Raw genomic sequence first — 25,050 nt, 5'->3', positions numbered from 1 at the left:
TTGCTATGGCCTGTGCAGCGGTTCACCGTGTGTTCGTCGACGGAGGTGACATGAAGGTTTATGAGCTGAGACGAGCCCCCAATGCCCGTCGGGTCAGAATGTTTCTGGCGGAGAAGGGGATCGAGATGGAATATCAGCAGGTCGATCTGGGGGCGGGGGAAAACCTGGCGCCCACCTTTTTGACCAAGAACCCGGCCGGGCGCATTCCTGTGCTGGAACTCGATGACGGAACCTGTCTGAGTGAAACCCTGGCCATCTGTCGCTATTTTGAAGAGCTTCATCCCGAACCGAACCTGTTTGGCAGCACCGCGCTGGAGCGCGCCACTATAGAGATGTGGAGTCGCTTCATCGAGTTCAACCTCTGGCTGCCGACCGGTATGGCGTTTCGTCATATCACCGGTTTTTACAAAGACCGGGAGCGGGTCTTCCCCGAATGGGGGGAGGAGTGCAAGCAACAGGCTCAGATCTGGTTTGACAAGCTTGATGCCCGTCTTGCCGAGGTGCCCTATATTGCGGGGGAGCGCTTCACCATCGCCGACATTCTTGCCCTCTGTACCATTGATTTTGGCAAGGTAGTTGGCCTGCGTATCACCCCCGAACAGCCCCATTTGCAGGACTGGCATGACCGGGTGAGTGCCCGGTCCAGCGCCCAGGCCTGATCCTTTCCCCTGAACGTTCAAGGAGTCCAAGATGATAGAGTTGTACACTGCCGCCACGCCCAACGGGTTCAAGGTGTCGATTGCTCTCGAAGAGCTGGGGCTGCCCTACAAGGTCATTCCCCTTGATTTCGCGACCATGGAGCAGAAGAAGCCCGAGTTCCTGGCCATCAACCCCAATGGCCGCATCCCGGCCATCGTCGATCGGGACAATGGTGACTTCGCAGTGTTCGAGTCCGGCGCCATCCTTATCTATCTGGCGGAAAAAACCGGCAAGTTGCTGCCGCAGGATCCCAAGCGTCGCTCCCAGGCCATCCAGTGGCTGATGTTCCAGATGGGGGGCGTCGGTCCCATGATGGGGCAGGCCAACGTCTTCTATCGCTATTTCCCCGAGAAGATCCCGGCCGCCATCGAGCGTTACCAGAAGGAGGGGCGACGTCTGTTCGAGGTGCTCGACGGTCATCTGGCACACCATGAGTATCTGGCGGACGAGTACAGCATCGCCGATATCGCTACCTGGCCCTGGGTGCGCATCCACGACTGGAGTGGTATCTCCATCGAGGGGTTGGTGCATTTGCAGGCCTGGATGGCACGCATGGAAGCCAGGCCCGCCTGCCAGAAGGGCATCACCATTCCACCGCGCAATGAGAGCCCCGAGGATCAGGTCAAGCGGGCGCAGCAGATGGTGACTCGCTGACGCCATCATGATGGCCCTGACGGGCCATCTTTTTTATTCCCCTTTGACTCCCCGTTGTTTGACGATCTGCATCGCAGTCGCTTTTTGTCTTTCAAATAAGCCATTTATCAAAAATCAAAAGTCATTCTTCCTGATTAATTGTTATGTTATAACGCCATCATCTTTGGTTGATGAACATGAAGCTTGGATGGAAAGGATGACAAAAAAATGCACCGCAGCCGGGTGGTTCGCCCTGGCTCTGATGGCAGGAACGACTGCAGCCGACGGCAAACCGCTTGCCATGGTGGGGCCCTGGGAGATCCACAGTGTCGACCCCGCCAGCAACGGGGTCTTCTTTACTCGCATGCAGGTGGCGGAGACCCTGGTGGATGTTGATGGGAAAGGCAATCTGCAACCCGGGCTTGCCAGTGAGTGGTCGCGTAGCGATGACGGTCTGCAGTGGCGATTCACGTTGCGCCCCGGGGCCCGTTTTCACGATGGCAGCGAGGTGAGCGCCGAGCAGGCCGCTTTTGCCCTGCAACAGGCCTGGCGCAAGCCCGGCGTGATGACCAGCGCTCCCATTGCGTCCATCGGATCTGGAGATGGCGTCTTGAAGGTCACCCTGAGCGAACCCTTCGCCTCCCTGCCCGCCGTGCTGGCCCACCCTAGCACCCAGATCCTGGCGAAGGCCGCCTACGATGCCAAGGGGGAGGTAACCCAGGTGATAGGCTCTGGCCCCTACCGCATCACCCGCCTGCAACAACCCCAGCGGATAGAGACTGTGCGTTTCGACGGCTGGCAGGGGGCCAGGCCCGCAATCGAGGAGGTCAGCTACCTGACGGTGGGGCGTGCAGAGAGCCGCACCCTGATGGCCGAGAGCGGTCAGGCCGACATCGCCTGGGGGCTGGATCCGGTCAGCATCCGCCGCTTGCAGCAGGCATCACGGGTCTCCATCGCCTCGGTCACCCTGCCACGGACCATCCAGCTCAAGCTCAATGGCGCCGATCCCCGTCTGAGCGATCCGGTGGTGCGCCGTGCCCTGAGTCTCGCCATCGATCGTCGTGGTATGGCAGCCGCCTTGCTGCGGGATCCCGAGATGGCGGCAACCCAGCTCTTTCCCCCCACTCTGGGGGAGTGGCACCAGCTCGGGTTGACGCCGCTTGCCTATGACGTCAAGGCGGCCCGGTCGGCCTTCGCGGCGGCAGGCTGGCAGCCGGGGGAGGACGGTGTGCTGCGCAAGGGGGAAGAGCGCTTCGCCCTGACCCTGCGTACCTTCCCTGACCGTCCGGAGCTGCCGCTCCTCGCCACGGCACTGCAGGCGCAGTGGAAGGCGGTGGGGGTGGAGCTCAAGGTGGCGGTGGGCAACTCGAGCGAGATCCCGGCGGGCCATCAGGACGGCTCGCTCCAGCTTGGTCTCTACGCCCGCAATTATGCCCTGGTACCGGATCCCCTGGTCACCTTGCTGGGGGACTTGGCCCCTGCCGGTGCGGACTGGGGGGTGATGAACTGGCACTCCCCGGCCATGACGCAAACACTGACCCGCCTTGCCACGCAAGCCTTGTCGCCCACAGACGCCGCTGCGGCTCGCCGGGAGATAGCCACGACACTGCAACAGGAGTTGCCGCTCCTGCCCATCGCCTGGTACCGCCAGAGCGCGGCGGTCAGTCGGGGGCTGGAGGGGTTTGAACTCGATCCCCAGGAGCGCAGCTATGGCCTGGACAAGTTGACATGGAGCGCACGATGACAGCGACACCCTTGTCTCGCGTCATGGGGATACTGGGTCAGCGTCTGGTGCAGGCGCTGGTGGTTGCCCTGCTGGTGGCCGGACTCTGTTTTCTGATGGTGCAGTCCCTGCCCGGAGACATCGCCTTTCGCATCGCGGCGGGTCGTTATGGCTATGACTATGTCACCGCCGAGGCGGCCAACGCGGTGCGCAGCGAGCTGGGGCTGGCCGGCTCGGCCCTTGTCCGTTTTGGCGACTGGCTGTGGGCCTTGCTGCAAGGGGATCTCGGCAGCTCCCTGGTGACGGGCGCACCGGTCGCCACCGACGTGGGTCATCACCTGGGCGCCACCCTGACGCTCGCGAGCGCCTCCGTGGTGCTGGCGCTGGTGGTGGCGCTGCCGCTTGGCAGCCTGAGTGCGCTGCGCCCGGGGGGATGGTGTGATCGCCTGACCCTGGGCTGGAGCGTGCTGATGCGTGCGTTGCCCCCCTTCTTGCTCGGCCTGGTGCTCATGGTGATGCTCTCGGTGGAGCTGGGCTGGGTCAGTGCGGCAGGGCACGGGGAGGGGAGCAACCTGCTGCTGCCCGCCCTGACCCTGGGATTGGGGCTCTCCGGCGTGCTCTCCCGGGTGGTGCGTGAAAGCGTGCTCACCGTGGTGCAGTCCGGTTATTATCGATTTGCCCACACCAAGGGGCTTTCGCCGGCCCGGGTTTTCTGGCGCCACGGTCTGCGCAACACCGGGGTCAGCATCATCGCCTACACCAGCGTGCAGCTGGTGCTGCTCATCGAGGGGGTCGTGGTGGTCGAGAGCCTGTTTGCCTGGCCCGGGATCGGCCATGCGCTGGTGCACGCCATCTTCTGGCGCGACATCCCCATGGTTCAGGGGACTGTGCTGGTGCTGGCGGTGCTCTTCGTGCTGCTCAATACCCTCACCGACCTGCTTTGTCTTGCCATTGACCCCCGTGGTCCCAAGGAGTCCTGATCATGTCGTTGTCTGTCAAAACGGGGCTGGGTCTGCTCCTGCTGGTGGTGCTGTTTGCCCTGCTGGGCCCCGTGCTCTGGCCCGATCCGGCGGCTCAGGATCTGGCACAGTTTCTGGCTGATCCCTCCTGGCAGGAGCCCCTCGGGCGGGATCAGATGGGGCGCAGCCTGATGGCGCGCCTCGCGGCGGCGACCCGGCTCTCCCTGCTGCTGGGACTGCTGTGCGTCATCACGGCGGCGCTGCTGGGCTCATTGCTGGGCTGGCTCTCGGCCTGGCGCGGCGGCTGGGTCGACGGTCTGCTGCGCAGCCTGGCCGACGGCGTGCTGGCCCTGCCAGGCCTGTTGCTGGTGCTGCTCTTCTCCGCCATGGCCCAGGGTGGCTTTGCCATCCTCTATCTCGGGTTGGCCATGGCCCAGTGGGTGGAGTATTACCGGGTGGTGCGTGCCCGCAGCCGGGGGCTGCTCGCCTCGCCCCAGGTGGAGGCGTCCCGTCTGCTGGGATTCGGCCATGCCCATGTGGTGCGGCGCCATCTCTGGCCCGAGCTCGCCCCCCAGTTGCTCACCATGATGGCCTTCGGCCTAGCGGGTGCCATTCTAACCCTCTCTACCCTGGGCTTTGTCGGCGTCGGCATTCAGCCGCCAACGCCCGAGCTGGGGCTGATGATGACGGAGGCGCTGCCCCACTATCAGGAGGCTCCCCGTCTGCTACTGGCCCCCATTCTTGTCATGGGGCTGATGTTGCTGGCTCTGGTGCTGCTTCATCAGACGCGCGGCTTTGACATGCCATCTTCACAAGGAACCACCTCATGACGGCCATTCATATCAAGGGGTTGCAGGTCGATGATGGCCAGAAAACCCTGTTGCAGGCGCTGGATTTCACCATTCATCCCGGCACCGCCCTGACCCTGATCGGGGAGAGCGGTTCGGGCAAATCCCTGTTGGCTCATGCCCTGATGGGGACCTTGCCAGCCCCCCTGACAGGCCGGGGCGAGATGGTGTCGGGTGGCCGCCATCACAACCTGGCCGACACGCCTCGTCTGCGCACTCTCTGGGGGCGGGAGCTGGCTATGCTGCCCCAGGAGCCGGTGCTGGCGCTGGATCCCACCATGGGGTTGCTTGCCCAGGTGGAGGAGGGGTGGCTGCCAGGGGGCAAGGAGGCCCGATCGCGGGCCCGCGCCGCCCTGGAGCGGCTTGGACTGGCCGGGCGGGATGGCGCCTTTGTACACCAGCTCTCGGGAGGCATGGCCCAGCGCGCGGCCTTTGCCGCCGCCACCCTGGGGGAGGCCCGTCTGCTGGTGGCCGACGAGCCCACCAAGGGGCTCGACAGCCGGGCCGCAGCCAGGCTGAGTGCCTCGTTGCTGGGCTACCTGGCCCGTGGACGCCATCTGCTGACCATCACCCATGATCTCTCCCTGGCTCGCGCATTGGGGGGCTGGGTGCTGGTGGTCAAGGGAGGAGAGATCGTGGAGCAGGGGCCCGCCGAGCGTGTGCTGCACACGCCATCCCATGCCTATACCCGGGCCCTGCTGGCGGCGGAGCCCTCCGCCTGGCCCGAGGCGGCTGTCCCTCCCACCGGTGACTGGCTCATCCGCGGGAAGGGGCTTGCCATGGGATATGGGGATCAACCCCTGTTTACGGGGCTCGACCTTGCCCTGGCGCAAGGGGAGCGAATGGCCATCATGGCGCCGAGCGGCGCGGGCAAGAGCACCCTCGGCAACGTGCTGCTGGGTCTGCAACGCCCCCTGCAAGGGGAGGTGCTGCGCCGGGAAGGGATAGCCCCCTGCCGCTGGCAGAAGCTCTATCAGGATCCGGTGCAGGCCTTTGCAAGCCGAGTGCGCCTCGCCACCCAGTTCGATGATGTGCTGCGTCTGCACAGGCTGCCTCGCCATCGGCTTGTCGACTATCTGGCCCGGTTGGGGCTGGATGAACGGCTGCTGACGCGCCTGCCAAACCAGGTCTCGGGAGGGGAGCTGCAGCGGCTGTCGCTTATCCGGGCCCTGCTGCTGCGCCCTGTGCTGCTGTTCGCCGATGAGCCCACGTCCCGGCTCGATCCCTTGAGCCAGCAACAGACCATCGCCTGTATGCTGGAGGAACTGGGAGAGATAGGCTGCGCCCTGCTGCTGGTGACCCATGACGAGGGGCTGGCCGGCAAGGTTGCCCCTCGTTGTCTGAGACTGGGGGAGGTAGGTTCCCCCATGTTCGAAGGCGCGTCGGCCGAGGTGAGAAGAGTGGGGTAAAGAGGGGACAGGATGAATCCTTCCCCCATGATGAGATGACAGTGACGGGGCCTTGGACCCGTCGCATTAGAAAAACTTGGGTAAGCAGATTATAAAGTTTCGCTCGTTTTTTGTGATATGAATCACTAAGATTGTCGTAAGCCAGAGAGCGTCCTGCTGCTGGCGGGTGCGGGTCCTCCGCCTTGTTCCTCTTCAACGACCTTTGTCAGACACCTCCTGCAGATCCCTGCCCGGAGGGTGGCGGCTTTTTGATCTTTTTCGGACGAGATATGTATCGGCACAGCTTCTATCCCCTGTTTTTCCTGACCATTCTGATGGTCGCCGTGGGTCAGATGACCCAGACCCTCTATGTGCCCTCCATTCCCATGATGGCGGGGGACTTCCATGTGGCCTCCGGCCAGCTGCAGGCGGTGATGGCCTGCTACCTCATTCCCTACGGCCTCTCCCAGTTCGTTTATGGCCCCTTGTCGGATCGCATCGGTCGTCGCCCTGTGCTCATCATCGGCATGATGATCTTCCTGGTCGGTACCCTCACCATCCAGCTGATCCCGAGCTTCACCGCCCTGCTGGCGGGCAGCCTGATCCAGGGGCTGGGCACCGGGGCAGGGGGCGCCATGAGCCGGACCGTGATGCGCGACCGTTACAGTGGCGCCGAGCTCAACCGTGCCAACAGCCTGGTAAGCATGGGGGTCATCTTCTCCCCTCTGTTGGCACCTGTGCTGGGCGGCTGGCTCACCGAGCTGTTCAACTGGCGTGCCGGCTACTGGTTCCTGTTCGGTTTTGGTGCCCTGACCACCCTGGCGCTGCTGGCCTGGTTTGGCGAGACGCTGCCAGCATCCGCCCGCCAGCATTCGCTGCGGGTGGGCGCCGCCTATCGTCATGTGCTCGGCAACCCGCGTTTTCAGGGCAACCTGCTCTGTCTGATGGCCACCTTTGCCGGCCTCGCGGTGTTCGAGGCGGCGGCCGGAGTGTTGCTGGGGGACGTGCTCAAGCTGAGTGCCCGCACCGTCAGCGTGCTGTTCGTGCTGCCGCTGCCCGGTTATCTGTTCGGCGCCTGGCTCTCCGCCAGACTGAGTTTTCGCCTGAGCCAGGGCAAGCTGATGCGCCTTGGCATCGCCTTCCTGGCCCTGGGGTCGCTCATCATCCTGGTACCCGGGCTGCTCGGCATGGTGAGCGCTGCCTCCCTGGTGGGCGGGGCTGCGGTCTACTTCATTGGCAGCGGCATTCTCTATCCGACCGTCACCTCCTGTGCCATCGAGCCCTTCCCGGGCCAGGCGGGCACCGCAGGAGCCGTGCTCGGGGGCATGCAGAATCTGGGGGCTGGCGTGGTAACCCTGCTGGCCGCCAGCTTCCCGATGACGGGGCAGGTGACCCTGGGGGCCATCATGACGGTGATGGTGCTGATCGTGGCCTTGAGCTTTGTGTGGCTGCGCCACCACGGTGCGCCCCACGAGCAGATGGCCGTCTGACACGGCCAAGAGCCCGCCCCGAAGGCGCAATGCTGTTCACTTAAGCGGAGCCGCATTGCGATTTACCGGAAAACGGGTCTTTGATATCTTCACCGCCCTGGGTCTCGATGGCCTGGGGCGTTTTTCTATGAACATGACGCCTATGCAGCCCCGCAACTCCGCCAACCTCCGTGGCGTATGGGCTGGCGATAACGCGCCCGCCATCACTGCCATCTGGTTCGCGATGAACTGACAGGCAAACTTAAAGCTCACCTCATTGGGCGCTCGCTGATGGGCTACGGCGGCCTGGCTGGCCTCCCGCCTGACCAGATTGTATCCAAGCAGCAATCCCCACAGCTCCTGATAGACCAAGTCCACTTTCTTGCTTCTCAGCGTGATGGCGTTGTGCTGCATCGCGCTTTTGATATCCCGGTATCCCAGCTCGATTTCCCAGCGCTCGTGGTACAGGGTCGCCACCTGAGCTGCGCTGAATCGCGCCACGGGCAGGGAGGTAAAGACCGTTTTCTCCTTGCCTGCCACCTCATAGGTCACTGCGCGAACTTGCCAGTGTGTCGGCAACGCCGGGTTTTTCTTGCTAGCCTGAGGCGAGACCGTCATTTGCAACAGACGGTCACCGTCGCCATAGCGCTCAAGTTCCGTGTATACCAGCCCCTTGCGTTCCGGGATGAGCCAGTGACGGTCGGTGTCTTCGGCCTGAATACGCAGCAACAGGTCGGCACCGAAGAAGCCTTTATCCAGCAGGGTCACTGACTTGTCCGGCAATGAGTGAATGAACTCGCTGGCCAGGGGGATTTCCCCTTTGCGGTACGGGCTGATGGCCGCGTTGGCAATGACATGCGAGCGGACATTCATGAGCGTGACCAACCGCAGCATCGGGTAGGGTGTCTGCCGGTTGGTTGAGGTGTTACCCGAGCCGAAATGTGCTCTGAGTTCAGGCATATCCTGGGTTCGGAACAGGGCCCCATCGATGGCAAAGACCTGTAAACCGTGCCAATGGTCTTCAGGATAACGTTCCCGCCCCCACACATCGGCGCACTGTTTGAACAGCCACTCGAGCGGCTGTTTGCCGAGTCGCTGACGGGCCTGAGACAGGGCACTGTCCGCGAGCAAGGCATCATTGGCCAACCCTTCTGCACAGATGTTGAGGCGCCGAGCGACCTCGGAGATGGGCTCATTGCGGAAAAAGGCCATCCCCACGACGAGCCACAAGACCATATCAGAAGGTAAGCGGCGTCGGCGGATAGTGGCCTTTTCAGACAAGGCGGCAGCGGCAGTAATCCATTCGTCGGGAATATGGTCGGCAAAAATGGCCAGCCGAGCCAGCATGTCGCCAGATGCCTCAACAACATCGTTCAGATCGTTTGCAATAGACATAAAAAAATCCGGAACCAGTGATTGGTTCCGGATTGTCCTACAGCAGAAGGATCGGTCAATGGATCCTTAACTGATCAGCATTGCGCCTCGTTGGCGGGCTTTTTACTGCCTCCTGCCGGGTGGCGAGACGCCGTAGGCGAGTGGAAGGGGATTGCCGCGCAGGCAAAGAAAAAGCCCGTCGTGATGACGGGCTTTTTTGGGTAGGTACCCCGGAGATGCCGTTGCCGGTTTGGGCCCTTGAACCGTCGGTTCAAGGCGGAGATCTAATCTGGCCGCAGGCTTCTCGGTCGGGCCGAGCATGCTCAATAGCCAGAAGGCAGACCCCCTGTTTGGTATGAATATCGGCTCGGGGACTTGAACCGGCTGACAAACACTCCAGGGAATTTCAAAACTCGGTGCGATTAGGGCTGTTGCGCCTCTTCGCTGGATTTACCGTATTGTCCGTGCTCGATCAAGGCGGCTTCGATGGTGCGTTGCAGCATCTTGATCCGCTTGTCCATGGTCTCAGAGTATTGGTGGTTTTTCTCTTTTTCAAGGCAGAGCTCATGACAGAAATTGAGCGCTGCCATGACGGCCAGCTGTTCGTTGCTGGAGACCTTGGAACGTTGACGAAGCTCGATGAGCTTGTCGGTCAGCTGGTCGGCGGCCTGGCGCAGGGCATCTTGTTGTCCCAGGGGACAGGACACCTTGTAGGGACGTCCCAGAATGACGATTTCTACGGCCTCTATGCTCATGCCTTCCTCAATACGGCGGGGCTGATTTCCGCCTTTATCCACGTGGACAACTGGGCGGGACTATATAGCGCAGATGCAGAAGTTTCAAGGCCTTGCTGGCTCTGGCAGGGGGAGAATGCTAGGATCTCGGCCATAAATTCTGCATATTTGCCTGAACTTTGAGCGGATCCTAGATGAGCAAAACAAACCCCCTGAAATACGCCGCCGTGGCGGACCTGATGGCACAGCACGACCTCATGGCGACGGCCGTCGAGGCCCATGGCGTGATCTGCGGCCTGGTGTGCGGTGGCGTGGCCCTGGACGACAAAAGCTGGCAGCCCCATTTCAATGATCTGATCAACGACGGTTTCGGTCTGCCGGCACCGGTGCGCCAGGTGATGACCGACCTCTATCACGAGGTGATCGAGAGCCTGATGGCACAAAAGGGCGTCGAGCTGCTGCTGCCAAGCGACGAGGCGCCGCTCGATGAGCGCATCGACTCGCTGGTGGACTGGTCCCAGGCCTTCCTGGCCGGCTTTGGCGTGGTCCAACAGGAGCTCTCCAAGGCATCCGAAGAGCTGCAGGAGATGATTCAGGACATCGCCAGCATCACCCAGGTCTCTGCCGAGTTCGATCAGGAAGATGAAGAGAACGAAGCCTCCTTCCTGGTGCTCTACGAACACGTGCGCCTCGGAGTCATGATGGCGTTCGAGGAGTTTGGCAAGCGCCCGGCCGCGCCGAGCACGCCGCCGACCCTGCACTGATCTGCCCGCCCAGCGGGTCAATGAAAGAGCGCATCACGGCGCTCTTTCTGTTTTACAAGGGGTGAGAGCAGGGGAGGTACTCTGCTAACCCATGGTGCCAAAGCGGTTTTTTGCCCGTGGCTTCGCATCCCGTCCGCCACCTTTGTGGTAGGATTGGCCCACGTTTTTTCGCCTATGCCCTCTTCTCATGTCTCAAACTGATCTGGTTCACGTCGACGTGGCTATCGTCGGCGGTGGTATGAGCGGTGCCGTGCTGGCACTCTCCCTTGCCGCCCTGAAAGGACAGGATGGTGCCCCCCTGCAGATCCTGCTGCTGGAGGCGAGTGCGCCCGAGCTCAATGCTCATCCCGGTTTCGATGCCCGTGCCATCGCGCTTTCCGCCGGTACCTGCGAGGCGCTGGCCCGTCACGGCCTCTGGCCGCACCTGGCGCCCCACTGCTCCCCCATCACCCATATCCATGTGTCGGATCGGGGCCACTGCGGCCAGACCCGGCTGTCGGCGGCGGAGTATGGCCTGCCCGCCCTCGGTCAGGTGATCGAGCTGTCGGCGGCGGGCATCGTGCTGCAAGAGGCGATCGCCGCCTGCCCGCAGATCCGTATGTTGTGCCCGGCCAGGCTTGAGGCCATTGACCCCGACGAGGGGGGAGTGACGCTCGCCCTGGAGGGGGGCGCGCGCTACCGCACCCGGCTGCTGGTGGCGGCCGACGGGGGCCACTCCTTCGTGCGCCAGCATTTCAAGATGCCGGTCAGTCGCCACGATTATGGTCAGAGCGCCATCATCGCCACCGTCAAGACCGCCGAGGATCCCGCCGGACGGGCCTTCGAGCGCTTCACCGACGGAGGGCCGCTGGCCCTGCTGCCCATGCAGGACGGCCTATCCTCCCTGGTGTGGAGCGTCCCGCGGGACGAGGCACAGGCCCTGATGGCGCTGGATGATGCCGCCTTTCTCGCCCGTCTGCAGCAGGCCTTTGGCTGGCGACTCGGGCGCTTCGTGCGCACAGGGGCGCGCAACCTCTACCCCCTGGTGCTGACGGTGGCCGACTATCCCCTGGCCCAGCGTACCGTGCTGGTGGGCAACGCCGCTCACCTGCTGCATCCCATCGCCGGTCAGGGGTTCAACCTCGGCATGCGGGATCTGGACGTGCTGACCCGGACCCTGGCCCGTGCGCTCGCGGCGGGGGAAGACATCGGCGGCTTTGAGGTGCTAAGCGGCTACTGGCAGCAGCGGCGGGACGATCAGGCCCAGACCGTCTGGCTCACGTCCTCCCTGGCCCAGCTCTTCTCAAACCATCACGCTCCCCTGGTGGTGGGCCGCAATCTGGCGCTCTCCCTGATGGGCAGAGTGCCCTGGCTCAAGGCACCGCTCGCCTCCCGCACCCTGGGATTCGTGGACGAGGTGTGCGGCCAATAAGCGCTGTCGCCCCGGCGGCAAAGACGATTTCGAGCAAGAGGCACGCCTGTGGGCGTCGCCTCGCAGATCCTGGCGACTCGCCCGGAAAGGACACAAGAGAATGCAGATGCAAGATGTGGATGTGGTGATCGTGGGGGGGGGCATGGTGGGCCTGGGGCTCGCTGCCGCCCTCAAGAACCGGGCGATCAAGGTGGCCATCGTGGAAGGCCGGCTGCCCGATGCAACGCTCGGTGAGACGCCGGACAACAGGGTCAGTGCCCTGAGCCTCGCGAGTCAGCACATCCTGCAAGGGGTCGGCGCCTGGGACGGCATAGTGGCGCGCCGCCTGCAGCCCTACGAGAAGATGCAGGTGTGGGAGCAGGACAGTTTCGGCCACATCGATTTCGATGCCGCCAGCCTGCGTCAGGGGGCCCTTGGCCACATCGTCGAGAATCGGGTGATCCAGCTTGCGCTGCTGGACGCCATCGCGGGGGCCAGCAATATCCAGATGCTGACCCCGGCCCAGGCCACCAGCCTGCAGTGCGGGCCAGCGGGCGCCCTGCTGCTGCTGGAAGATGGCCAGGCCCTCTCGGCCAAGCTGGTGGTGGCCGCCGACGGCGCCCACTCCTGGGTGCGCCGTCAGGCCGATATCCCGCTCACCAGCTGGGATTACGGTCATCACGCCCTGGTGGCGACGGTGCGTTGTGCCGAGCCCCATGAGGCGGTGGCGCGCCAGATCTTCACCCCCCAGGGGCCGCTCGCCTTCCTGCCCCTGTGGCAGCCCGACCTCTGCTCTATCGTGTGGTCTGTGCCCGCGGCCCGCGCCGAGGCGCTCTGCGCCCTGGATGACGATGGCTTCAACCGCCAGCTCACCGCCGCCTTTGATGGGCGCCTCGGGCTGTGCAAGGTGGAGGGGGCTCGCAGCGCCATTCCGCTGACCGCCCGCTACGCCCGCGACTTTGCCCGCGAGCGCCTGGTGCTGGTGGGGGATGCGGCCCACACCATCCACCCGCTGGCGGGGCAGGGGGTGAATCTGGGCTTGCTGGATGCCGCCGCCCTGGCGGAGCAGATCCTCATTCATCACGGCAAGGGCGCGGACATCGGCCTGCTCGCCAACCTGCGGGGCTACGAGCGCTGGCGCAAGAGCGAGGCGGCGCGCATGTTGGCGGCCATGGAGGGGCTCAAGCGACTGTTTGCGGGCAGCAACCCCCTCAAGAAGCTGGTGCGTGGGGTGGGGCTTCGCGCCGTCGACGGTCTTGGTCCCCTCAAGCAGGGCATGATCCGGGCCGCCATGGGGCTGGATGGGGAGCTGCCCACCCTGGCCAAGGGTGAAAAAATCTAATCCTACTCCGGGGTTTTAACAAAAAAACTAATCTGACAGGGCGAGATTCCCCTTCGGGGTGTCAGCCTTTAATGTTGGCGAGAAGCGAAACGTTTTTCTGTAAATTGTGACGGGACGGTAAAAATCAACATTAAATCCCGCAATGGCGCGGTTTTGGTTGTTTTTATCACTGTTTTTGCCTTAGTGTCTGGTGTCAGTGAGTCGGGTGAGGATTAGTTTTTTTTGAGCGGTGCCCCGGCACGCTTGTCATATAATCCGCTCCGTTCAAGGAATCACTCCTGCCCGCCCGGGCGGGAACGAGCACAGAGCTTGTGGTCCGTAGTTCCCGACGAGCCGGGGCGGATTGCGAGTGTTGTCGCGAACGCTTAAGGAAACACAGCGATGATCCAGACTACTGTATTGCATCCGAAACACCTGGAAGCGGGTGCCAAGATGGTGGACTTCCACGGTTGGGAGATGCCCATCAACTACGGTTCCCAGTTGGAAGAGCACCATGTGGTGCGCACCGATGCAGGCATGTTCGATGTCTCCCACATGACCATCGTCGATTTGACCGGCGAGCGGGTCAAAGCCTTCCTGCAACACCTGCTGGCCAACGACGTGGCCAAACTCACCGTCCCCGGCAAGGCCCTCTACAGCGGCATGCTCAATCCGGAAGGCGGCGTCATCGATGACCTCATCACCTATTTCCTGACCGATACCTTCTACCGCCTGGTGGTGAACTCCGCCACCCGCGAGAAGGATCTGGCCTGGATCCGCCATCACGCCATCGACTTTGCCGTGAGCGTGACCGAGCGCCCCGAGCTTGCCATGATCGCGGTGCAGGGCCCCCACGCCAAGGCCAAGGCGGCCAAGGTGTTCACCCCCGAGCAGAATGCGGCGGTCGAAGGCATGAAGCCCTTCTTCGGTGTGCAGGCCGGGGATCTCTTCATCGCCACCACCGGCTACACCGGCGAAGATGGCTACGAGATCGTGGTCCCCCAGGAGAAGGCGTGCGATCTGTGGCAGGCCCTGCTGGACAACGGCGTGGCCCCTTGTGGCCTGGGTGCCCGTGATACCCTGCGCCTGGAAGCGGGCATGAACCTCTACGGTCAGGACATGGACGAGACAATCTCTCCGCTCGCCGCCAACATGGCCTGGACCCTGGCCTGGGAGCCTGCCTCCCGCCAATTCATCGGCCGCGCCGCCCTGGAAGCCCAGAAGGCCGCCGGCAACCAGCCCAAGCTGGTGGGTCTGGTGATGGAAGAAAAGGGCGTGCTGCGTGCCGGCATGCCGGTCACCTTCACCAGCGAGAGCGGCGAGACACGGGAAGGGGTGATCACCTCCGGCTCCTTCTCGCCCACCCTGGGTTACAGCATCGCCCTGGCGCGGGTGCCCCGCGATATCGGCGAACAGGCCCAGGTGGAGATCCGCAAGAAGCAGGTCACCGTGAAAGTCACCAAGCCGGCCTTCGTGCGCAACGGCCAGCCGCTGGTGTAATCATTGATTGCGGCGAGGGTTGACCTTCGCCGCCCCATTTTTGTTGAAGCGATCCAAGAGCATAAAGGAAGCACAAATGAGCCATATCCCGAGCGAACTGAAATATGCCACCTCCCACGAGTGGGTCCGTGTTGAAGCCAACGGCGAAGCCGTGGTCGGCATCACCGAGCACGCCCAGGATCTGCTGGGGGACATGGTGTTCGTCGATCTGCCGGAAGTGGGCAAGCAGGTGAGCGCCGGTGAAGATTGCGCCGTGGCGGAGTCCGTCAAGGCCGCCTCCGACATCTACAGCCCGGTGAGCGGCGAGATCCTGGCCGTCAACGAAGAGCTGGAAGGCAGCCCCGAGCTGGTCAACTCCGACCCCTACGGCGCCGGCTGGCTGTTCCGCATCAAGCTGGACGACGCGGGCGAGCTCGCCAACCTGCTGGATGCCGAAGGCTACCAGAACGTGGTGGACGAAGAGTAATGCCCCCGGGCCCTGCCAACACAGCAGGGCCCTCTTGTATGACTGCCATCCTGCGGCCATGGCGGTTGCAGGAAGGGCACAGCCTTTGCGCCTTCGGGATGCCCTTGCCGCATTCCCCGTCTGCCCGCGGCGGACACAGAACATGAGTGGAGCCGGTATCGACCGGCTACAGGAACATCAGGTCTTGGTTATCAGGATGTCATGCCAGGACCTATTACCAGGAAATAGGGAAATGACCCAGTCACTGTTTGAACTCGAGCAAAAAACCGATTTCATCCGCCGTCACATCGGCCCGGGTGAGGAAGAACTGCGGGCCCTGCTCGCCATCGTGGGGGCCGAGAGCCTAGACGATCTGATTGAGCAGACGGTCCCCGCCGCCATCCGTCGTCCGGGGCCGCTTGGTATCGGCGCCCCCATGACCGAAGTGGAGGCCCTGGCCAAGCTCAAGGGCTATGCGGCCAAGAACCAGATCGCCAAGAGCTACATCGGCATGGGCTACCATGACACCCACGTGCCCCACGTCATCCTGCGCAACGTGCTGGAAAACCCGGGCTGGTACACCGCCTACACCCCCTATCAGCCCGAGCTGGCCCAGGGCCGTCTCGAAGCCCTGCTCAACTTCCAGCAGCTCACCCTGGATCTCACCGGCATGGATCTGGCGAGCGCCTCCCTGCTCGATGAAGCCACCGCCGCCGCCGAAGCCATGGCGCTGGCCAAGCGCATGGCCAAATCCAAATCCAACCTCTTCTTCGTGGCCGAGGACGTTCACCCCCAGGTGATCGACGTGGTCAAGGAGCGCGCGGTCCACTTCGGTTTCGATGTGGTGGTCGGCCCTGCGGGCGAGGCCGTGAGCGAAGAGGTGTTCGGTGCCATGTTCCAGTACCCGGGCACCACCGGCAATGTGGCCGATCTGCGTTCCCTCATTGCCGCCGTCCAGGCCCAGAAGGGGCTGGCCTGCGTCGGGACCGACATGCTCTCCCTGCTGCTGCTCAAATCCCCGGGTGAACTGGGTGCCGACGTGGTGTTCGGCAGTGCCCAGCGCTTCGGTGTGCCCATGGGTTACGGTGGCCCCCACGCCGCCTTCTTCGCCACCCGCGACGCCTACAAGCGCTCCATGCCGGGTCGCATCATCGGCGTCTCCAAGGATGCCCGTGGCAAGAGCGCCCTGCGCATGGCCATGCAGACCCGCGAGCAGCACATCCGCCGCGAGAAGGCCAACTCCAACATCTGTACCGCCCAGGTGTTGCTGGCCAACATGGCGAGCTTCTACGCCGTCTACCACGGCCCGGTGGGGCTCAAGACTATCGCCTCCCGCGTGCACCGTCTGACCACCATCCTGGCGCTCGGCCTCACCGCCAAGGGTGTGGCCCTCAAGCACGCCAGCTGGTTCGATACCCTCACAGTACTGACGTCGGACAAGGCTGCACTCATTGCCAAGGCCGAAGGGCTCGGCATCAACCTGCGTGGGGATCTGGACGGTGCGGTCGGTGTGTCCCTCTCTGAAACCACCACCCGAGGCGATGTGGCCGAGCTGTTCGACCTGTTCCTTGGGGCGGGTCACGGCCTCGATGTGGAGGCCCTCGACCAGGCCGCCCAGACGCATCACGCCATTCCGCAAGATCTGCTGCGCACCGACGCCGTGCTGACCCACGAGGTATTCAACAAGTACCACTCCGAGACCGAGATGCTGCGCTACATCCACCGTCTCGAAGCGAAAGATCTGGCCCTGAACTACGCCATGATCTCCCTGGGCTCCTGCACCATGAAGCTCAACGCCACCGCCGAGATGATCCCGGTGACCTGGCCTGAATTTGGCAAGCTGCACCCCTTCGCGCCGCTCAAGCAGACTCAAGGCTACCAGCTGCTGCTGGCAGATCTAGAAGACTGGCTGGTGAAGGTGACCGGCTACGATGCGGTCTGCATGCAGCCCAACTCCGGCGCTCAGGGCGAATACGCGGGCCTCTTGGCCATCAAGAAGTACCACGAGTCTCGCGGAGAGGGGCATCGCGATGTCTGCCTCATCCCGGCCTCTGCCCACGGCACCAACCCGGCTTCCGCCCAGATGGCGGGCCTGAAGGTCATCGTCACCGCCTGTGATAAGGCAGGCAACGTGGATCTGGACGACCTGCGGGCCAAGGCCGCCGAGGTCGGAGACCAGCTCTCCTGCCTGATGGTGACCTACCCCTCCACCCACGGGGTGTACGAGGAGACCATCAAGGAGGTGTGCGACATCGTTCACCAGTATGGTGGTCAGGTGTACCTCGACGGCGCCAACATGAACGCGCAGGTCGGGCTGACGGCGCCAGGCTTTATCGGCGCGGACGTCTCTCACCTCAACCTGCACAAGACCTTCGCCATTCCCCATGGCGGTGGCGGTCCGGGCATGGGCCCCATCGGCGTGAAGAAACACCTGGCACCGTTTGTGGCCGGTCACGCCGTGGTCAAGACCGACAAGGAGAGCCGTGACAACGGCGCCGTGTCTGCCGCCCCGTTCGGCTCGGCCAGCATCCTGCCCATCAGCTGGATGTACATCGCCATGCTGGGGGACGAGGGGCTCAAGAAATCCACCCAGGTCGCCATCCTCAACGCCAACTACCTGGCCAAGAAGCTCGGCGAGTCCTTCCCCGTGCTCTATACAGGTCGCAACGGCCGGGTGGCCCACGAGTGCATCCTGGACATCCGCCCGCTCAAAGAAGCCAGTGGCATCAGCGAGATGGACGTGGCCAAGCGCCTGATGGACTACGGCTTCCACGCGCCGACCATGAGCTTCCCGGTAGCGGGCACCCTGATGGTCGAGCCGACCGAATCCGAATCCAAGCGCGAGCTGGATCGCTTCGTGGAAGCCATGACCGCCATCCGCGCCGAGATCGCCCGGGTGCAGGACGGTCACTGGAGCCTCGCCGACAACCCCCTGGTCCATGCGCCGCACACCCAGGACGACGTGATGGATGCAGAGTGGAACCGTGGCTACAGCCGCGCCGAGGCGGTCTTCCCATCCGACGCGGTGCGCGCCAGCAAGTTGTGGCCGTCGGTCAACCGCATCGACGACGTCTATGGTGATCGCAACCTGTTCTGCTCTTGCGTACCCACCGAGGATTACGCCAAGTAATCGCGGCGCAGTGATCACGGCCATTTAAGTTGGAAACCGTGACATTGAAGTTGGAAACCGACCATTCAAGTTGGAAACTCAAAGGCCCTGCAACAGCAGGGCCTTTTTATTATTCCGTGGACTGAGAGTCATTAAATTATAAAAATGATCGCATTTTGATCTTTCAGCCGTGTTGGGGAAGGTGCGAACAAGACTCTGGTGTGAGACTATCAGTCTCACTTGGTATCAGGGATGAGGTTCAGCATGGTCCAACAGTTTACTTCCGCGGATAGCAAGTTCAATGGTAAACGCCGCAAAACCCGCAAAGAGACATTCCTAGCCCGCATGGACGCTTTGCTCCCATGGGCCAGAATGCTCAGTGTCATTGAACCGGTCTACCCGAAAGCTGACAACGGCATGTACAGATCTAGTTATCACCTGACACCGGCCTCAAACCGGTGTCTTGTTTACGCTACTTTACTGCGCACTTCCTTCGGTATCAATTTCAGACCCTTCTTGAACATGCTGTAAGGCGTCTGTCCCTCCATCATCCTGCCTTGATGTGGCCGCTGGGTGTTGTAGTGTTCCAGGTAGCTATCCAGGTCTGTCTGCATCTGTTCTACCGACTCATACCAGGTCGTCCTCCCCTTGATACGGAAGTGTTCATCCAGCAGTGTGCGATGCAGCCGTTCGATAAAGCCGTTGCTCTGCGGCCTGCGTACCTTGGTTGTCCGGTGCTCAATCCCCTCCAGTTGCAGGAACAGCTCGTAGGGATGGTGGTCAGGACGTCCACAGAACTCGCGCCCGTTATCCGACAGGATGGTATAGACCCGTGCCTCGTGGGCCTCGAAAAACGGCAGTACCGTTTCATTGAGCACATGAACCGAGGTCACCGGCAGCTTGCTGGTGTAGAGCCGTCCCCAGGCGTGGCGGCTATAGCAGTCCAGCACGGTTTGCAGATACACCTTGCCAACCCCCTTGAGCGCGCCGACGAAGAAGGTGTCGACCGCCACCAGTTCTCCGGTGTAGTGAACCTCAATCTGGCGTTCGCGAAACTCGGGGCTGAAGCGTTCGAGCAGGCGAATCTGCTCGTCATTGAGCTCAATGGTCTGCTCCCGGTGAGTTTTCTCAAGGCGCAGCAAGCGGTCGTGTTTGGAGAGCAAGTCGTGCCGTTGCCACACGCCACGCACACCGCCCGCACTGACTGCATATTCCCACGCATGGCGATCGCTCAATAACATTCATGCCGATCACGTAATAACATCCATGCCGATCACTCAATAACATCCCACGCCGATCACTTTTTACCCTCGATGGGAAACCATGATCGGCATCCATGTTATTGGTGACTTTTTCTCCCCGCTTCGTTAAACCCGCACTTTCCCATCTGCTCCAACAGAGGAACGTGCATGTCTGCGAGGCCTATCACTGTGAGAAAACTCAAAGAAATTCTTCGCCTTAAATATCAGGCTCAACTGGCTCATCGGCAGATCGCCCTCAGCCTGCATATCTCTCCTAGCACCGTATCCTATTACCTCAACCGGGCGGCTCAACTGGGTATCATGACCTGGCCCCTGTCTGAGTCCTGGGATGATGTCTCCCTGGAGCGCGCATTTCTCAAGACCTGCTCTGTCCATAAAACTCAGCACAAACCCACTCCCAACTGGGCCTTGTTGCATCAGGAACTCAAAAAACCAGGTCAAAAAGGCGTGACCCTCGAGCTGCTATGGCAGGAGTACGCCGAGCGCCATCCAGGCTCCCACTACAGCTACAACCACTTCTGTCGGCTCTATAAAGAGTGGGCGGCGCTGCTGCAACCCTCGATGCGGCAGACCCATATTGCGGGCGAAAAACTCTTTGTCGACTACTGCGGCCAGACCATGCCCATTGTCGATCCGCATACCGGCGAGATCCTTTACCGGGCCCAGATCTTTGTCGCCGTGCTGGGGGCCTCCAACTACACCTTTGCCGAGGCCACCCGCTCCCAGCAGCTCGATGACTGGGTGATGAGCCACAAGCGCGCTTTCGAGTTCTTTGGCGGTGTGCCGCAATTGGTGGTACCTGATTGCCTCAAGAGTGCCGTCAGCGTGGCGCGCAATACCGATCCGGATCTCAACCCTACCTACCAGATGCTGGCGGCCCATTTCGGTACGGCGATCATGCCCGCGCGGCCCCGCAAGCCGAAGGATAAGTCCAAGGCGGAGGTGGGCGTGCAGATCGTCACCCGCTGGATCCTGGCGGTGCTGCGTCATGAAACCTTCCATAGCCTGGCCCAGCTCAATCAGCGAATGGGTGAACTGCTGACCCGGCTCAACCAGAAATCCTTCCAGAAGCTGCCTGGCTGCCGTGCCTCACTGTTTGCCGAGCTCGATGCACCGGCGCTCAAGCCGTTGCCGGATTATCCCTATCACTACACCAAAGTAGTGCCGGTGCTGGTTGGTAAGGACTACCACGTCGATCTGGAAAAGCACTATTACTCAGTGCCCTATGCCTTGCAGGGCAAGCGGCTGGAGGCGCATCTGGCCGAGCATACCGTCACGCTGTACCACGCGGGCAAGATCGTGGCCGAACACCAGCGGAGTCATCACAAAGGCCAGCACAGCAGCCTGCGTGAACACATGCCCGCGCATCATCAGGCACTGCTGGAGTGGTCGCCAGAGCGACTGCTTGGCTGGGCGGCGTCCATCGGCCCCTACACCACGCATTGGGTGGATGGCTTTATCCGGCAGGCAGAGCATTCGACGCAAGCGGTGCGCCCTTGCCTGGCCTTGCTGGGGCAGAGCAAAACCTATGGCAAGGAGCGGCTGGAAGCGGCCTGCCTCCGGGGGCACCTGACCGGCGCCAACCGGCTGCACAACATCCGCAGCATGCTCAAGCATGGCCTGGAGGAGCAACAACTCATTGCCAACGAGCGACAGGATCCGCTGCAAGACATCCGTCATGACAATGTCCATGGCGAGCACTACTTCCACTAACCCCACGGATCAGGAGAAGCCGATGCAATTACACCTCGATGAACAACTAAGCCGCCTGCACTTGAGCGGCATGAAACAGGCTCTGAACCAGCAGCAGGCCCAGAGCATGCTGTACCTGGATATGGGTTTTGAAGAGCGGCTGCAACTATTACTGAGCCATGAGCTGGTGCAGCGGGAGCAGAGGAAAACCAACCGCCTGGAGAAGCAAGCCCGGTTCCGGCTAGCCGGACAGGTGGAGCAGCTCGACTATCGGGCGGGTCGAGGCGTGAGCAAAGCGCAGATCCGCCAACTGCTGGAAGGACACTGGCTGAGTCATCAACAAAACCTGCTGCTAACGGGCGCGGCAGGCTGTGGCAAGAGTTACCTGGCGTGTGCCCTGGGCCGTTACTTTATCCGGCAAGGAGTGGGCGTGCGGTATTACCGGCTGAAAACCCTACTTGAAGAGATGCGACTGGCCCAAGCGGATGGCAGCTATCCGAAACTGCTGGAGCGGGTAAGCAACATAGGGGTACTGATCCTGGATGACTGGGGCATGGAGATGCTGGACGCGAGCGAACGCAGCAACCTGCTGGAGATCATCGATACCCGCTACGGCAACGTCTCAACGATAGTGGCGAGCCAATTGCCGGTGGAGAAGTGGTACGGGATGATCGGAGAGGCAACCTTCGCCGAGGCGATCTTGGACCGACTGATCCACAGAGCGGTGCGCGTGACCTTAACGGGAGAATCGATGAGAAAACAGGGCGCCAACTTGACCGATGCCGATCAGGCGGAGTAAAAGGAAGACGCTATAAACGCGGGCAGAAAAAAAGTGATCGGCATGATGTTATTGGCTGATCGACATGATGTTATTAGCCACTGACATTGATGCCTTGCAGAGCCAGTTCTTGCGCGACCCGCAGCGGGCCATGAGTTGGTCTGGTGAGGGAGTAATCGAGGATGGCCTGTTCAATCTCGGGAGCGACCCGATTGGGATGAGCCCCTTTACAGCCGGGCAATTTGTCGAGCAATCCCTCGGCGCCATAGGTCTGGTAATTACGGCGAATTTCGTAGAACTGCTGACGGCTGTAGCCGATGAGCTTGCAGGCTTTGCTGACATTATTGAGCTCTTTGGCGAGCTCTAGCAGGCTGAGTTTGCGACGTGCTACTTTCTCGTTGGTGGTCATACGGTGACTCCAGATAACACGGTAGGGGTACCGTTTTGTTATCCGGTTTGAAGCCGTATGACCACTCCCTTTTGTGGGCAACTGTCAGGTGAATACCATCTCCATACAGGCGTTGAAGGCTGCCGACCCAACGACAGGGATAAAAAAACCGACTCCAGGGAGTCGGTTTTTTGTTGGGCGGTTATCAGGCTGTCACGGCATCGGCCTGGGTAGATTGTGCTTCCGGCGCCGGGTTGCGAATGAGGTAATCAAACGCACCCAGGGCGGCGGTGGCACCTGCCCCCATGGAGATGATGATCTGCTTGAACGGTACCGTGGTGGCATCCCCTGCGGCATAGACGCCGGGCAGGGAGGTGGCACCCTTGGTGTCGATCTCGATTTCGCCAAAGCGGGTCAGGGCCACTTCGCTCCCCTTGAGGAACTCGGTGTTCGGCACCAGACCGATCTGGACGAAGATGCCGGCCACGGCCAGGTGCTTGATCTCGCCGGTAGTGCGATCTTCGTAGTCCATGCCCACCACCTTGCTGCCGTCGCCGATCACTTCGGTGGTGCGGGCGCTCATGATGATGTCGATATTGCCCATGGAGCGGGCCTTCTTCTGCAGCACGTCGTCGGCACGCAGGGTATCGGCGAACTCCACCACGGTGACGTGCTCGACGATGCCGGCCAGATCGATGGCCGCCTCGATGCCGGAGTTGCCGCCACCGATCACCGCCACGCGCTTGCCCTTGAAGAAGGGGCCGTCACAGTGGGGGCAGTAGGCCACACCCTTGGTACGGTACTCGAGTTCGCCCGGCACGTTCAGGTCGCGCCAGCGGGCACCGGTCGCCAGGATCACGGCGCGGCTCTTCAAGGTGGCACCGGAGGCGAGGTCCACGTTGACGTAACCATCCTTGCTGATGGCGGCGGCACGCTGCTCGGTGATCACTTCCACACCGTACTGCTTGACGTGCTGCTCCAGGCTGGCTGCCAGCTTGGGGCCCTCGGTGTAGGGCACGGAGATGAAGTTCTCGATGCCGACGGTGTCCATCACCTGGCCACCGAAACGTTCGGCGACAATGGCGGTGCGAATGCCTTTGCGGGCGGCATAGATGGCCGCGGCGGCACCGGCCGGGCCACCGCCCACCACCAGCACGTCATAAGGCGCTTTTTCGCTCAGCTCTTGCGCCTTGCGCTCGGCAGCGCCGGTGTCGAGTTTGGCAACGATCTCTTCCAGCGAAATGCGGCCCTGGCTGAACGGCTGACCGTTCAGGTAGACGTTCGGGACCGCCATGATTTGACGCTCGTTCACCTCATCCTGGAACAGGGCACCGTCGATCATGGTGTGGGTGATGCCGGGGTTCAGGGTGGACATCAGGTTCAGGGCCTGTACTACGTCCGGACAGTTGTGGCAGGAGAGGGAAATATAGGTCTCGAAGTGGAACTCGCCCTTGAGGTTCTTCACCTGCTCCAGCACGGCCGGATCGGCCTTGGAGGGGTGACCGCCGCTTTGCAGCAGGGCGAGCACCAGGGAGGTGAATTCATGACCCATGGGAATGCCGGCAAAGTGCACGCGCGGGGCCTGGCCCTGGGGCGCGATGCTCATGGAAGGCTTGCGGGCATTGGTGCCATCGGTCAGGGAAATTTTGGGGGACATCTCGGCGATCTCGCTGGCCAATGCCAGGAGTTCGGCGGATTTGTCGCTGTCATTGCCGGACACGCTGATCTCGATGGGATTGACGATGTACTGCAAGTAACCGTTGAGTTGTTGTTTGAGGTTGGTATCTAACATGGTCGAATTCCTTCTTGCTGAATGCGGGTCGGCACGATGACCGGATACAGAAAACAGAGGTCCACACAGCAGACCGGCGCATTTTCTGAGGGCCGTAAACAAGACCGGCCCTTGAACGGGCCGGTCTTCAGAGCGGGGAGGCTTAGATTTTGCCTACCAGATCCAGGGACGGGGCCAGGGTGGCGTCGCCTTCTTTCCACTTGGCCGGGCACACTTCACCCGGGTGGGAAGCAACGTACTGGGCAGCCTTGACCTTGCGCAGCAGTTCCAGTGCGTCACGGCCGATGCCGCCAGCGTTGATTTCAACGATCTGGATGACGCCTTGCGGGTCGATGACGAAGGTACCGCGGTCAGCCAGGCCAGCTTCTTCGATCATCACGCCGAAGTTGCGGGTGATGGTGCCGGTGGGGTCGCCGATCATCGGGTACTGGATCTTCTGGATGGTGTCAGAAGTGTCGTGCCAGGCCTTGTGGGTGAAGTGGGTGTCGGTGGAGACGGCGTAGATCTCGACGCCCAGCTTCTGGAATTCGGCGTAGTTGTCGGCCAGGTCGCCCAGCTCGGTCGGGCAGACGAAGGTGAAATCAGCCGGGTAGAAGAACACCACGGACCACTTGCCTTTCAGGTCAGCGTCAGACACCTGAACGAATTTGCCATTGTGGTAGGCGGTGGCGTTGAACGGCTTGATTTCAGTGTTGATGTAGGTAGACATGTATTTGCTCCTTGGTGATGTACATATGCCTGTCTGGTGTTGAAGAGTCGTGCCAGACGAGGCGCTTAACTTT

General features: G+C 61.9%; 19 protein-coding genes, 1 other RNA gene and 3 pseudogenes. 16 read left to right on the top strand and 7 right to left on the bottom strand.

All coding sequences use genetic code 11. The features are described 5' to 3' along the window. The first annotated feature begins 50 nt into the window (after nucleotides 1-50). The 7 genes from C3F36_RS01560 (at nucleotide 51) to emrD (ending at nucleotide 7,740) form a co-directional block, all read left to right on the top strand. Nucleotides 51-659: a glutathione S-transferase family protein gene (locus C3F36_RS01560; RefSeq protein ID WP_048207874.1), complete on the top strand. Its 609-nt coding sequence runs from the start codon at nucleotides 51-53 to the stop codon at nucleotides 657-659. 31 nt (nucleotides 660-690) lie between these two features. After that, entirely contained in the window at nucleotides 691-1,353 is a 663-nt protein-coding gene (locus C3F36_RS01555; protein ID WP_039038751.1) for a glutathione S-transferase family protein, read from the top strand. Nucleotides 1,354-1,549: 196 nt separating this feature from the next. Next, entirely contained in the window at nucleotides 1,550-3,076 is a 1,527-nt protein-coding gene (locus C3F36_RS01550) for an ABC transporter substrate-binding protein (RefSeq protein ID WP_104454310.1), read from the top strand. Next, nucleotides 3,073-4,035: an ABC transporter permease gene (locus C3F36_RS01545; protein WP_104454309.1), complete on the top strand. Its 963-nt coding sequence runs from the start codon at nucleotides 3,073-3,075 to the stop codon at nucleotides 4,033-4,035. The genes C3F36_RS01550 and C3F36_RS01545 overlap by 4 nt, the downstream gene beginning before the upstream one ends. A 2-nt stretch (nucleotides 4,036-4,037) precedes the next feature. Further along, nucleotides 4,038-4,844, top strand: coding sequence for an ABC transporter permease (locus tag C3F36_RS01540; protein ID WP_104454308.1), 807 nt, complete (start codon nucleotides 4,038-4,040; stop codon nucleotides 4,842-4,844). Next, nucleotides 4,841-6,271: an ABC transporter ATP-binding protein gene (locus C3F36_RS01535; RefSeq protein WP_104454307.1), complete on the top strand. Its 1,431-nt coding sequence runs from the start codon at nucleotides 4,841-4,843 to the stop codon at nucleotides 6,269-6,271. The genes C3F36_RS01540 and C3F36_RS01535 overlap by 4 nt, the downstream gene beginning before the upstream one ends. Nucleotides 6,272-6,540: 269 nt before the next feature. After that, on the top strand, nucleotides 6,541-7,740 hold the full coding sequence (gene emrD / locus C3F36_RS01530; RefSeq protein ID WP_104454306.1) for a multidrug efflux MFS transporter EmrD: 1,200 nt from the start codon (nucleotides 6,541-6,543) through the stop codon (nucleotides 7,738-7,740). A 36-nt stretch (nucleotides 7,741-7,776) separates the two neighbouring features. Here emrD and C3F36_RS01525 read toward each other — a convergent pair whose 3' ends face one another. The 3 genes from C3F36_RS01525 to zapA all read right to left on the bottom strand — a co-directional run bounded on the left by C3F36_RS01525 (nucleotide 7,777) and on the right by zapA (nucleotide 9,848). Continuing rightward, complete coding sequence (locus C3F36_RS01525) at nucleotides 7,777-9,114, bottom strand: IS4-like element ISAeme15 family transposase (RefSeq protein WP_041205620.1); 1,338 nt, start codon at nucleotides 9,112-9,114, stop codon at nucleotides 7,777-7,779. Nucleotides 9,115-9,316: 202 nt separating this feature from the next. Continuing rightward, a non-coding RNA gene (gene ssrS, locus C3F36_RS01520) (6S RNA) lies at nucleotides 9,317-9,499 on the bottom strand. A gap of 16 nt (nucleotides 9,500-9,515) precedes the next feature. After that, the gene (gene zapA / locus C3F36_RS01515) at nucleotides 9,516-9,848 is read right to left on the bottom strand and encodes a cell division protein ZapA (protein ID WP_158656059.1); all 333 of its coding nucleotides are present in this window, start codon (nucleotides 9,846-9,848) and stop codon (nucleotides 9,516-9,518) included. Between the two features lie 173 nt (nucleotides 9,849-10,021). Here zapA and C3F36_RS01510 point away from each other — a divergent pair, with 173 nt between their 5' ends. The 7 genes and pseudogenes from C3F36_RS01510 to C3F36_RS23685 form a co-directional block, all read left to right on the top strand. Next, on the top strand, nucleotides 10,022-10,591 hold the full coding sequence (locus tag C3F36_RS01510; protein ID WP_042864005.1) for a UPF0149 family protein: 570 nt from the start codon (nucleotides 10,022-10,024) through the stop codon (nucleotides 10,589-10,591). A gap of 187 nt (nucleotides 10,592-10,778) precedes the next feature. Next, nucleotides 10,779-12,002, top strand: a complete 1,224-nt coding sequence (ubiH, locus tag C3F36_RS01505) for a 2-octaprenyl-6-methoxyphenyl hydroxylase (protein WP_104454304.1) — start codon at nucleotides 10,779-10,781, stop codon at nucleotides 12,000-12,002. 100 nt (nucleotides 12,003-12,102) lie between these two features. Further along, nucleotides 12,103-13,323 carry an FAD-dependent 2-octaprenylphenol hydroxylase gene (locus tag C3F36_RS01500; RefSeq protein WP_199769641.1) on the top strand — a complete coding sequence of 407 codons (1,221 nt, stop codon included), beginning with the start codon at nucleotides 12,103-12,105 and terminating at the stop codon, nucleotides 13,321-13,323. Between the two features lie 381 nt (nucleotides 13,324-13,704). Then, nucleotides 13,705-14,802 (top strand): glycine cleavage system aminomethyltransferase GcvT, encoded by a 1,098-nt coding sequence (gene gcvT / locus C3F36_RS01495; protein WP_104454303.1) that lies wholly within the window; start codon nucleotides 13,705-13,707, stop codon nucleotides 14,800-14,802. A gap of 76 nt (nucleotides 14,803-14,878) precedes the next feature. Further along, entirely contained in the window at nucleotides 14,879-15,268 is a 390-nt protein-coding gene (gcvH, locus tag C3F36_RS01490; protein ID WP_010675081.1) for a glycine cleavage system protein GcvH, read from the top strand. 232 nt (nucleotides 15,269-15,500) lie between these two features. Next, nucleotides 15,501-18,377: an aminomethyl-transferring glycine dehydrogenase gene (gene gcvP / locus C3F36_RS01485; RefSeq protein WP_104454302.1), complete on the top strand. Its 2,877-nt coding sequence runs from the start codon at nucleotides 15,501-15,503 to the stop codon at nucleotides 18,375-18,377. 243 nt (nucleotides 18,378-18,620) lie between these two features. Further along, nucleotides 18,621-18,773 (top strand): annotated as a pseudogene (locus C3F36_RS23685) (IS5/IS1182 family transposase); the annotation flags it as partial. Nucleotides 18,774-18,823: 50 nt separating this feature from the next. On the opposite strand, the pseudogene C3F36_RS01475 reads toward C3F36_RS23685, so the two are convergent. After that, nucleotides 18,824-19,561, bottom strand: a pseudogene (locus tag C3F36_RS01475) (IS481-like element ISAs19 family transposase); the annotation flags it as partial. A gap of 204 nt (nucleotides 19,562-19,765) precedes the next feature. Here C3F36_RS01475 and istA point away from each other — a divergent pair. Further along, nucleotides 19,766-21,331 carry an IS21-like element ISAs27 family transposase gene (gene istA / locus C3F36_RS01470; protein WP_043851823.1) on the top strand — a complete coding sequence of 522 codons (1,566 nt, stop codon included), beginning with the start codon at nucleotides 19,766-19,768 and terminating at the stop codon, nucleotides 21,329-21,331. A gap of 22 nt (nucleotides 21,332-21,353) precedes the next feature. Beyond that, entirely contained in the window at nucleotides 21,354-22,109 is a 756-nt protein-coding gene (gene istB, locus C3F36_RS01465; protein WP_043851824.1) for an IS21-like element ISAs27 family helper ATPase IstB, read from the top strand. Between the two features lie 79 nt (nucleotides 22,110-22,188). Here the strand turns inward: istB and C3F36_RS01460 are convergent. The 3 genes and pseudogenes from C3F36_RS01460 to ahpC form a co-directional block, all read right to left on the bottom strand. After that, nucleotides 22,189-22,497, bottom strand: a pseudogene (locus C3F36_RS01460) (helix-turn-helix domain-containing protein); the annotation flags it as partial. Nucleotides 22,498-22,681: 184 nt separating this feature from the next. Further along, a complete protein-coding gene (gene ahpF / locus C3F36_RS01455; protein WP_104454301.1) occupies nucleotides 22,682-24,268 on the bottom strand; it encodes an alkyl hydroperoxide reductase subunit F in 1,587 nt (528 codons plus the stop codon). A 142-nt stretch (nucleotides 24,269-24,410) separates the two neighbouring features. Further along, entirely contained in the window at nucleotides 24,411-24,977 is a 567-nt protein-coding gene (gene ahpC, locus C3F36_RS01450; protein WP_010675074.1) for an alkyl hydroperoxide reductase subunit C, read from the bottom strand. Nucleotides 24,978-25,050: the final 73 nt, after the last annotated feature.

The sequence above is a fragment of the Aeromonas sp. ASNIH2 genome (genome assembly GCF_002934795.1).
Classification (GTDB): Bacteria; Pseudomonadota; Gammaproteobacteria; order Enterobacterales; family Aeromonadaceae; genus Aeromonas; species Aeromonas caviae.
Note: the sequence above shows the minus strand (reverse complement) of the source record. Positions and strands in the feature narration are given on the sequence as shown.

Excerpts from the sequence above, each read along its gene's own strand:
- C3F36_RS01560 (WP_048207874.1), top strand. The coding sequence starts at position 51 with ATGAAGGTTTATGAGCTGAGACGAGCCCCCAATGCCCGTCGGGTCAGA.
- C3F36_RS01555 (WP_039038751.1), top strand. The coding sequence starts at position 691 with ATGATAGAGTTGTACACTGCCGCCACGCCCAACGGGTTCAAGGTGTCG.
- C3F36_RS01550 (WP_104454310.1), top strand. The coding sequence starts at position 1,550 with ATGACAAAAAAATGCACCGCAGCCGGGTGGTTCGCCCTGGCTCTGATG.
- C3F36_RS01545 (WP_104454309.1), top strand. The coding sequence starts at position 3,073 with ATGACAGCGACACCCTTGTCTCGCGTCATGGGGATACTGGGTCAGCGT.
- C3F36_RS01540 (WP_104454308.1), top strand. The coding sequence starts at position 4,038 with ATGTCGTTGTCTGTCAAAACGGGGCTGGGTCTGCTCCTGCTGGTGGTG.
- C3F36_RS01535 (WP_104454307.1), top strand. The coding sequence starts at position 4,841 with ATGACGGCCATTCATATCAAGGGGTTGCAGGTCGATGATGGCCAGAAA.
- emrD (WP_104454306.1), top strand. The coding sequence starts at position 6,541 with ATGTATCGGCACAGCTTCTATCCCCTGTTTTTCCTGACCATTCTGATG.
- C3F36_RS01525 (WP_041205620.1), bottom strand. The coding sequence starts at position 9,114 with ATGTCTATTGCAAACGATCTGAACGATGTTGTTGAGGCATCTGGCGAC.
- zapA (WP_158656059.1), bottom strand. The coding sequence starts at position 9,848 with ATGAGCATAGAGGCCGTAGAAATCGTCATTCTGGGACGTCCCTACAAG.
- C3F36_RS01510 (WP_042864005.1), top strand. The coding sequence starts at position 10,022 with ATGAGCAAAACAAACCCCCTGAAATACGCCGCCGTGGCGGACCTGATG.
- ubiH (WP_104454304.1), top strand. The coding sequence starts at position 10,779 with ATGTCTCAAACTGATCTGGTTCACGTCGACGTGGCTATCGTCGGCGGT.
- C3F36_RS01500 (WP_199769641.1), top strand. The coding sequence starts at position 12,103 with ATGCAGATGCAAGATGTGGATGTGGTGATCGTGGGGGGGGGCATGGTG.
- gcvT (WP_104454303.1), top strand. The coding sequence starts at position 13,705 with ATGATCCAGACTACTGTATTGCATCCGAAACACCTGGAAGCGGGTGCC.
- gcvH (WP_010675081.1), top strand. The coding sequence starts at position 14,879 with ATGAGCCATATCCCGAGCGAACTGAAATATGCCACCTCCCACGAGTGG.
- gcvP (WP_104454302.1), top strand. The coding sequence starts at position 15,501 with ATGACCCAGTCACTGTTTGAACTCGAGCAAAAAACCGATTTCATCCGC.
- istA (WP_043851823.1), top strand. The coding sequence starts at position 19,766 with ATGTCTGCGAGGCCTATCACTGTGAGAAAACTCAAAGAAATTCTTCGC.
- istB (WP_043851824.1), top strand. The coding sequence starts at position 21,354 with ATGCAATTACACCTCGATGAACAACTAAGCCGCCTGCACTTGAGCGGC.
- ahpF (WP_104454301.1), bottom strand. The coding sequence starts at position 24,268 with ATGTTAGATACCAACCTCAAACAACAACTCAACGGTTACTTGCAGTAC.
- ahpC (WP_010675074.1), bottom strand. The coding sequence starts at position 24,977 with ATGTCTACCTACATCAACACTGAAATCAAGCCGTTCAACGCCACCGCC.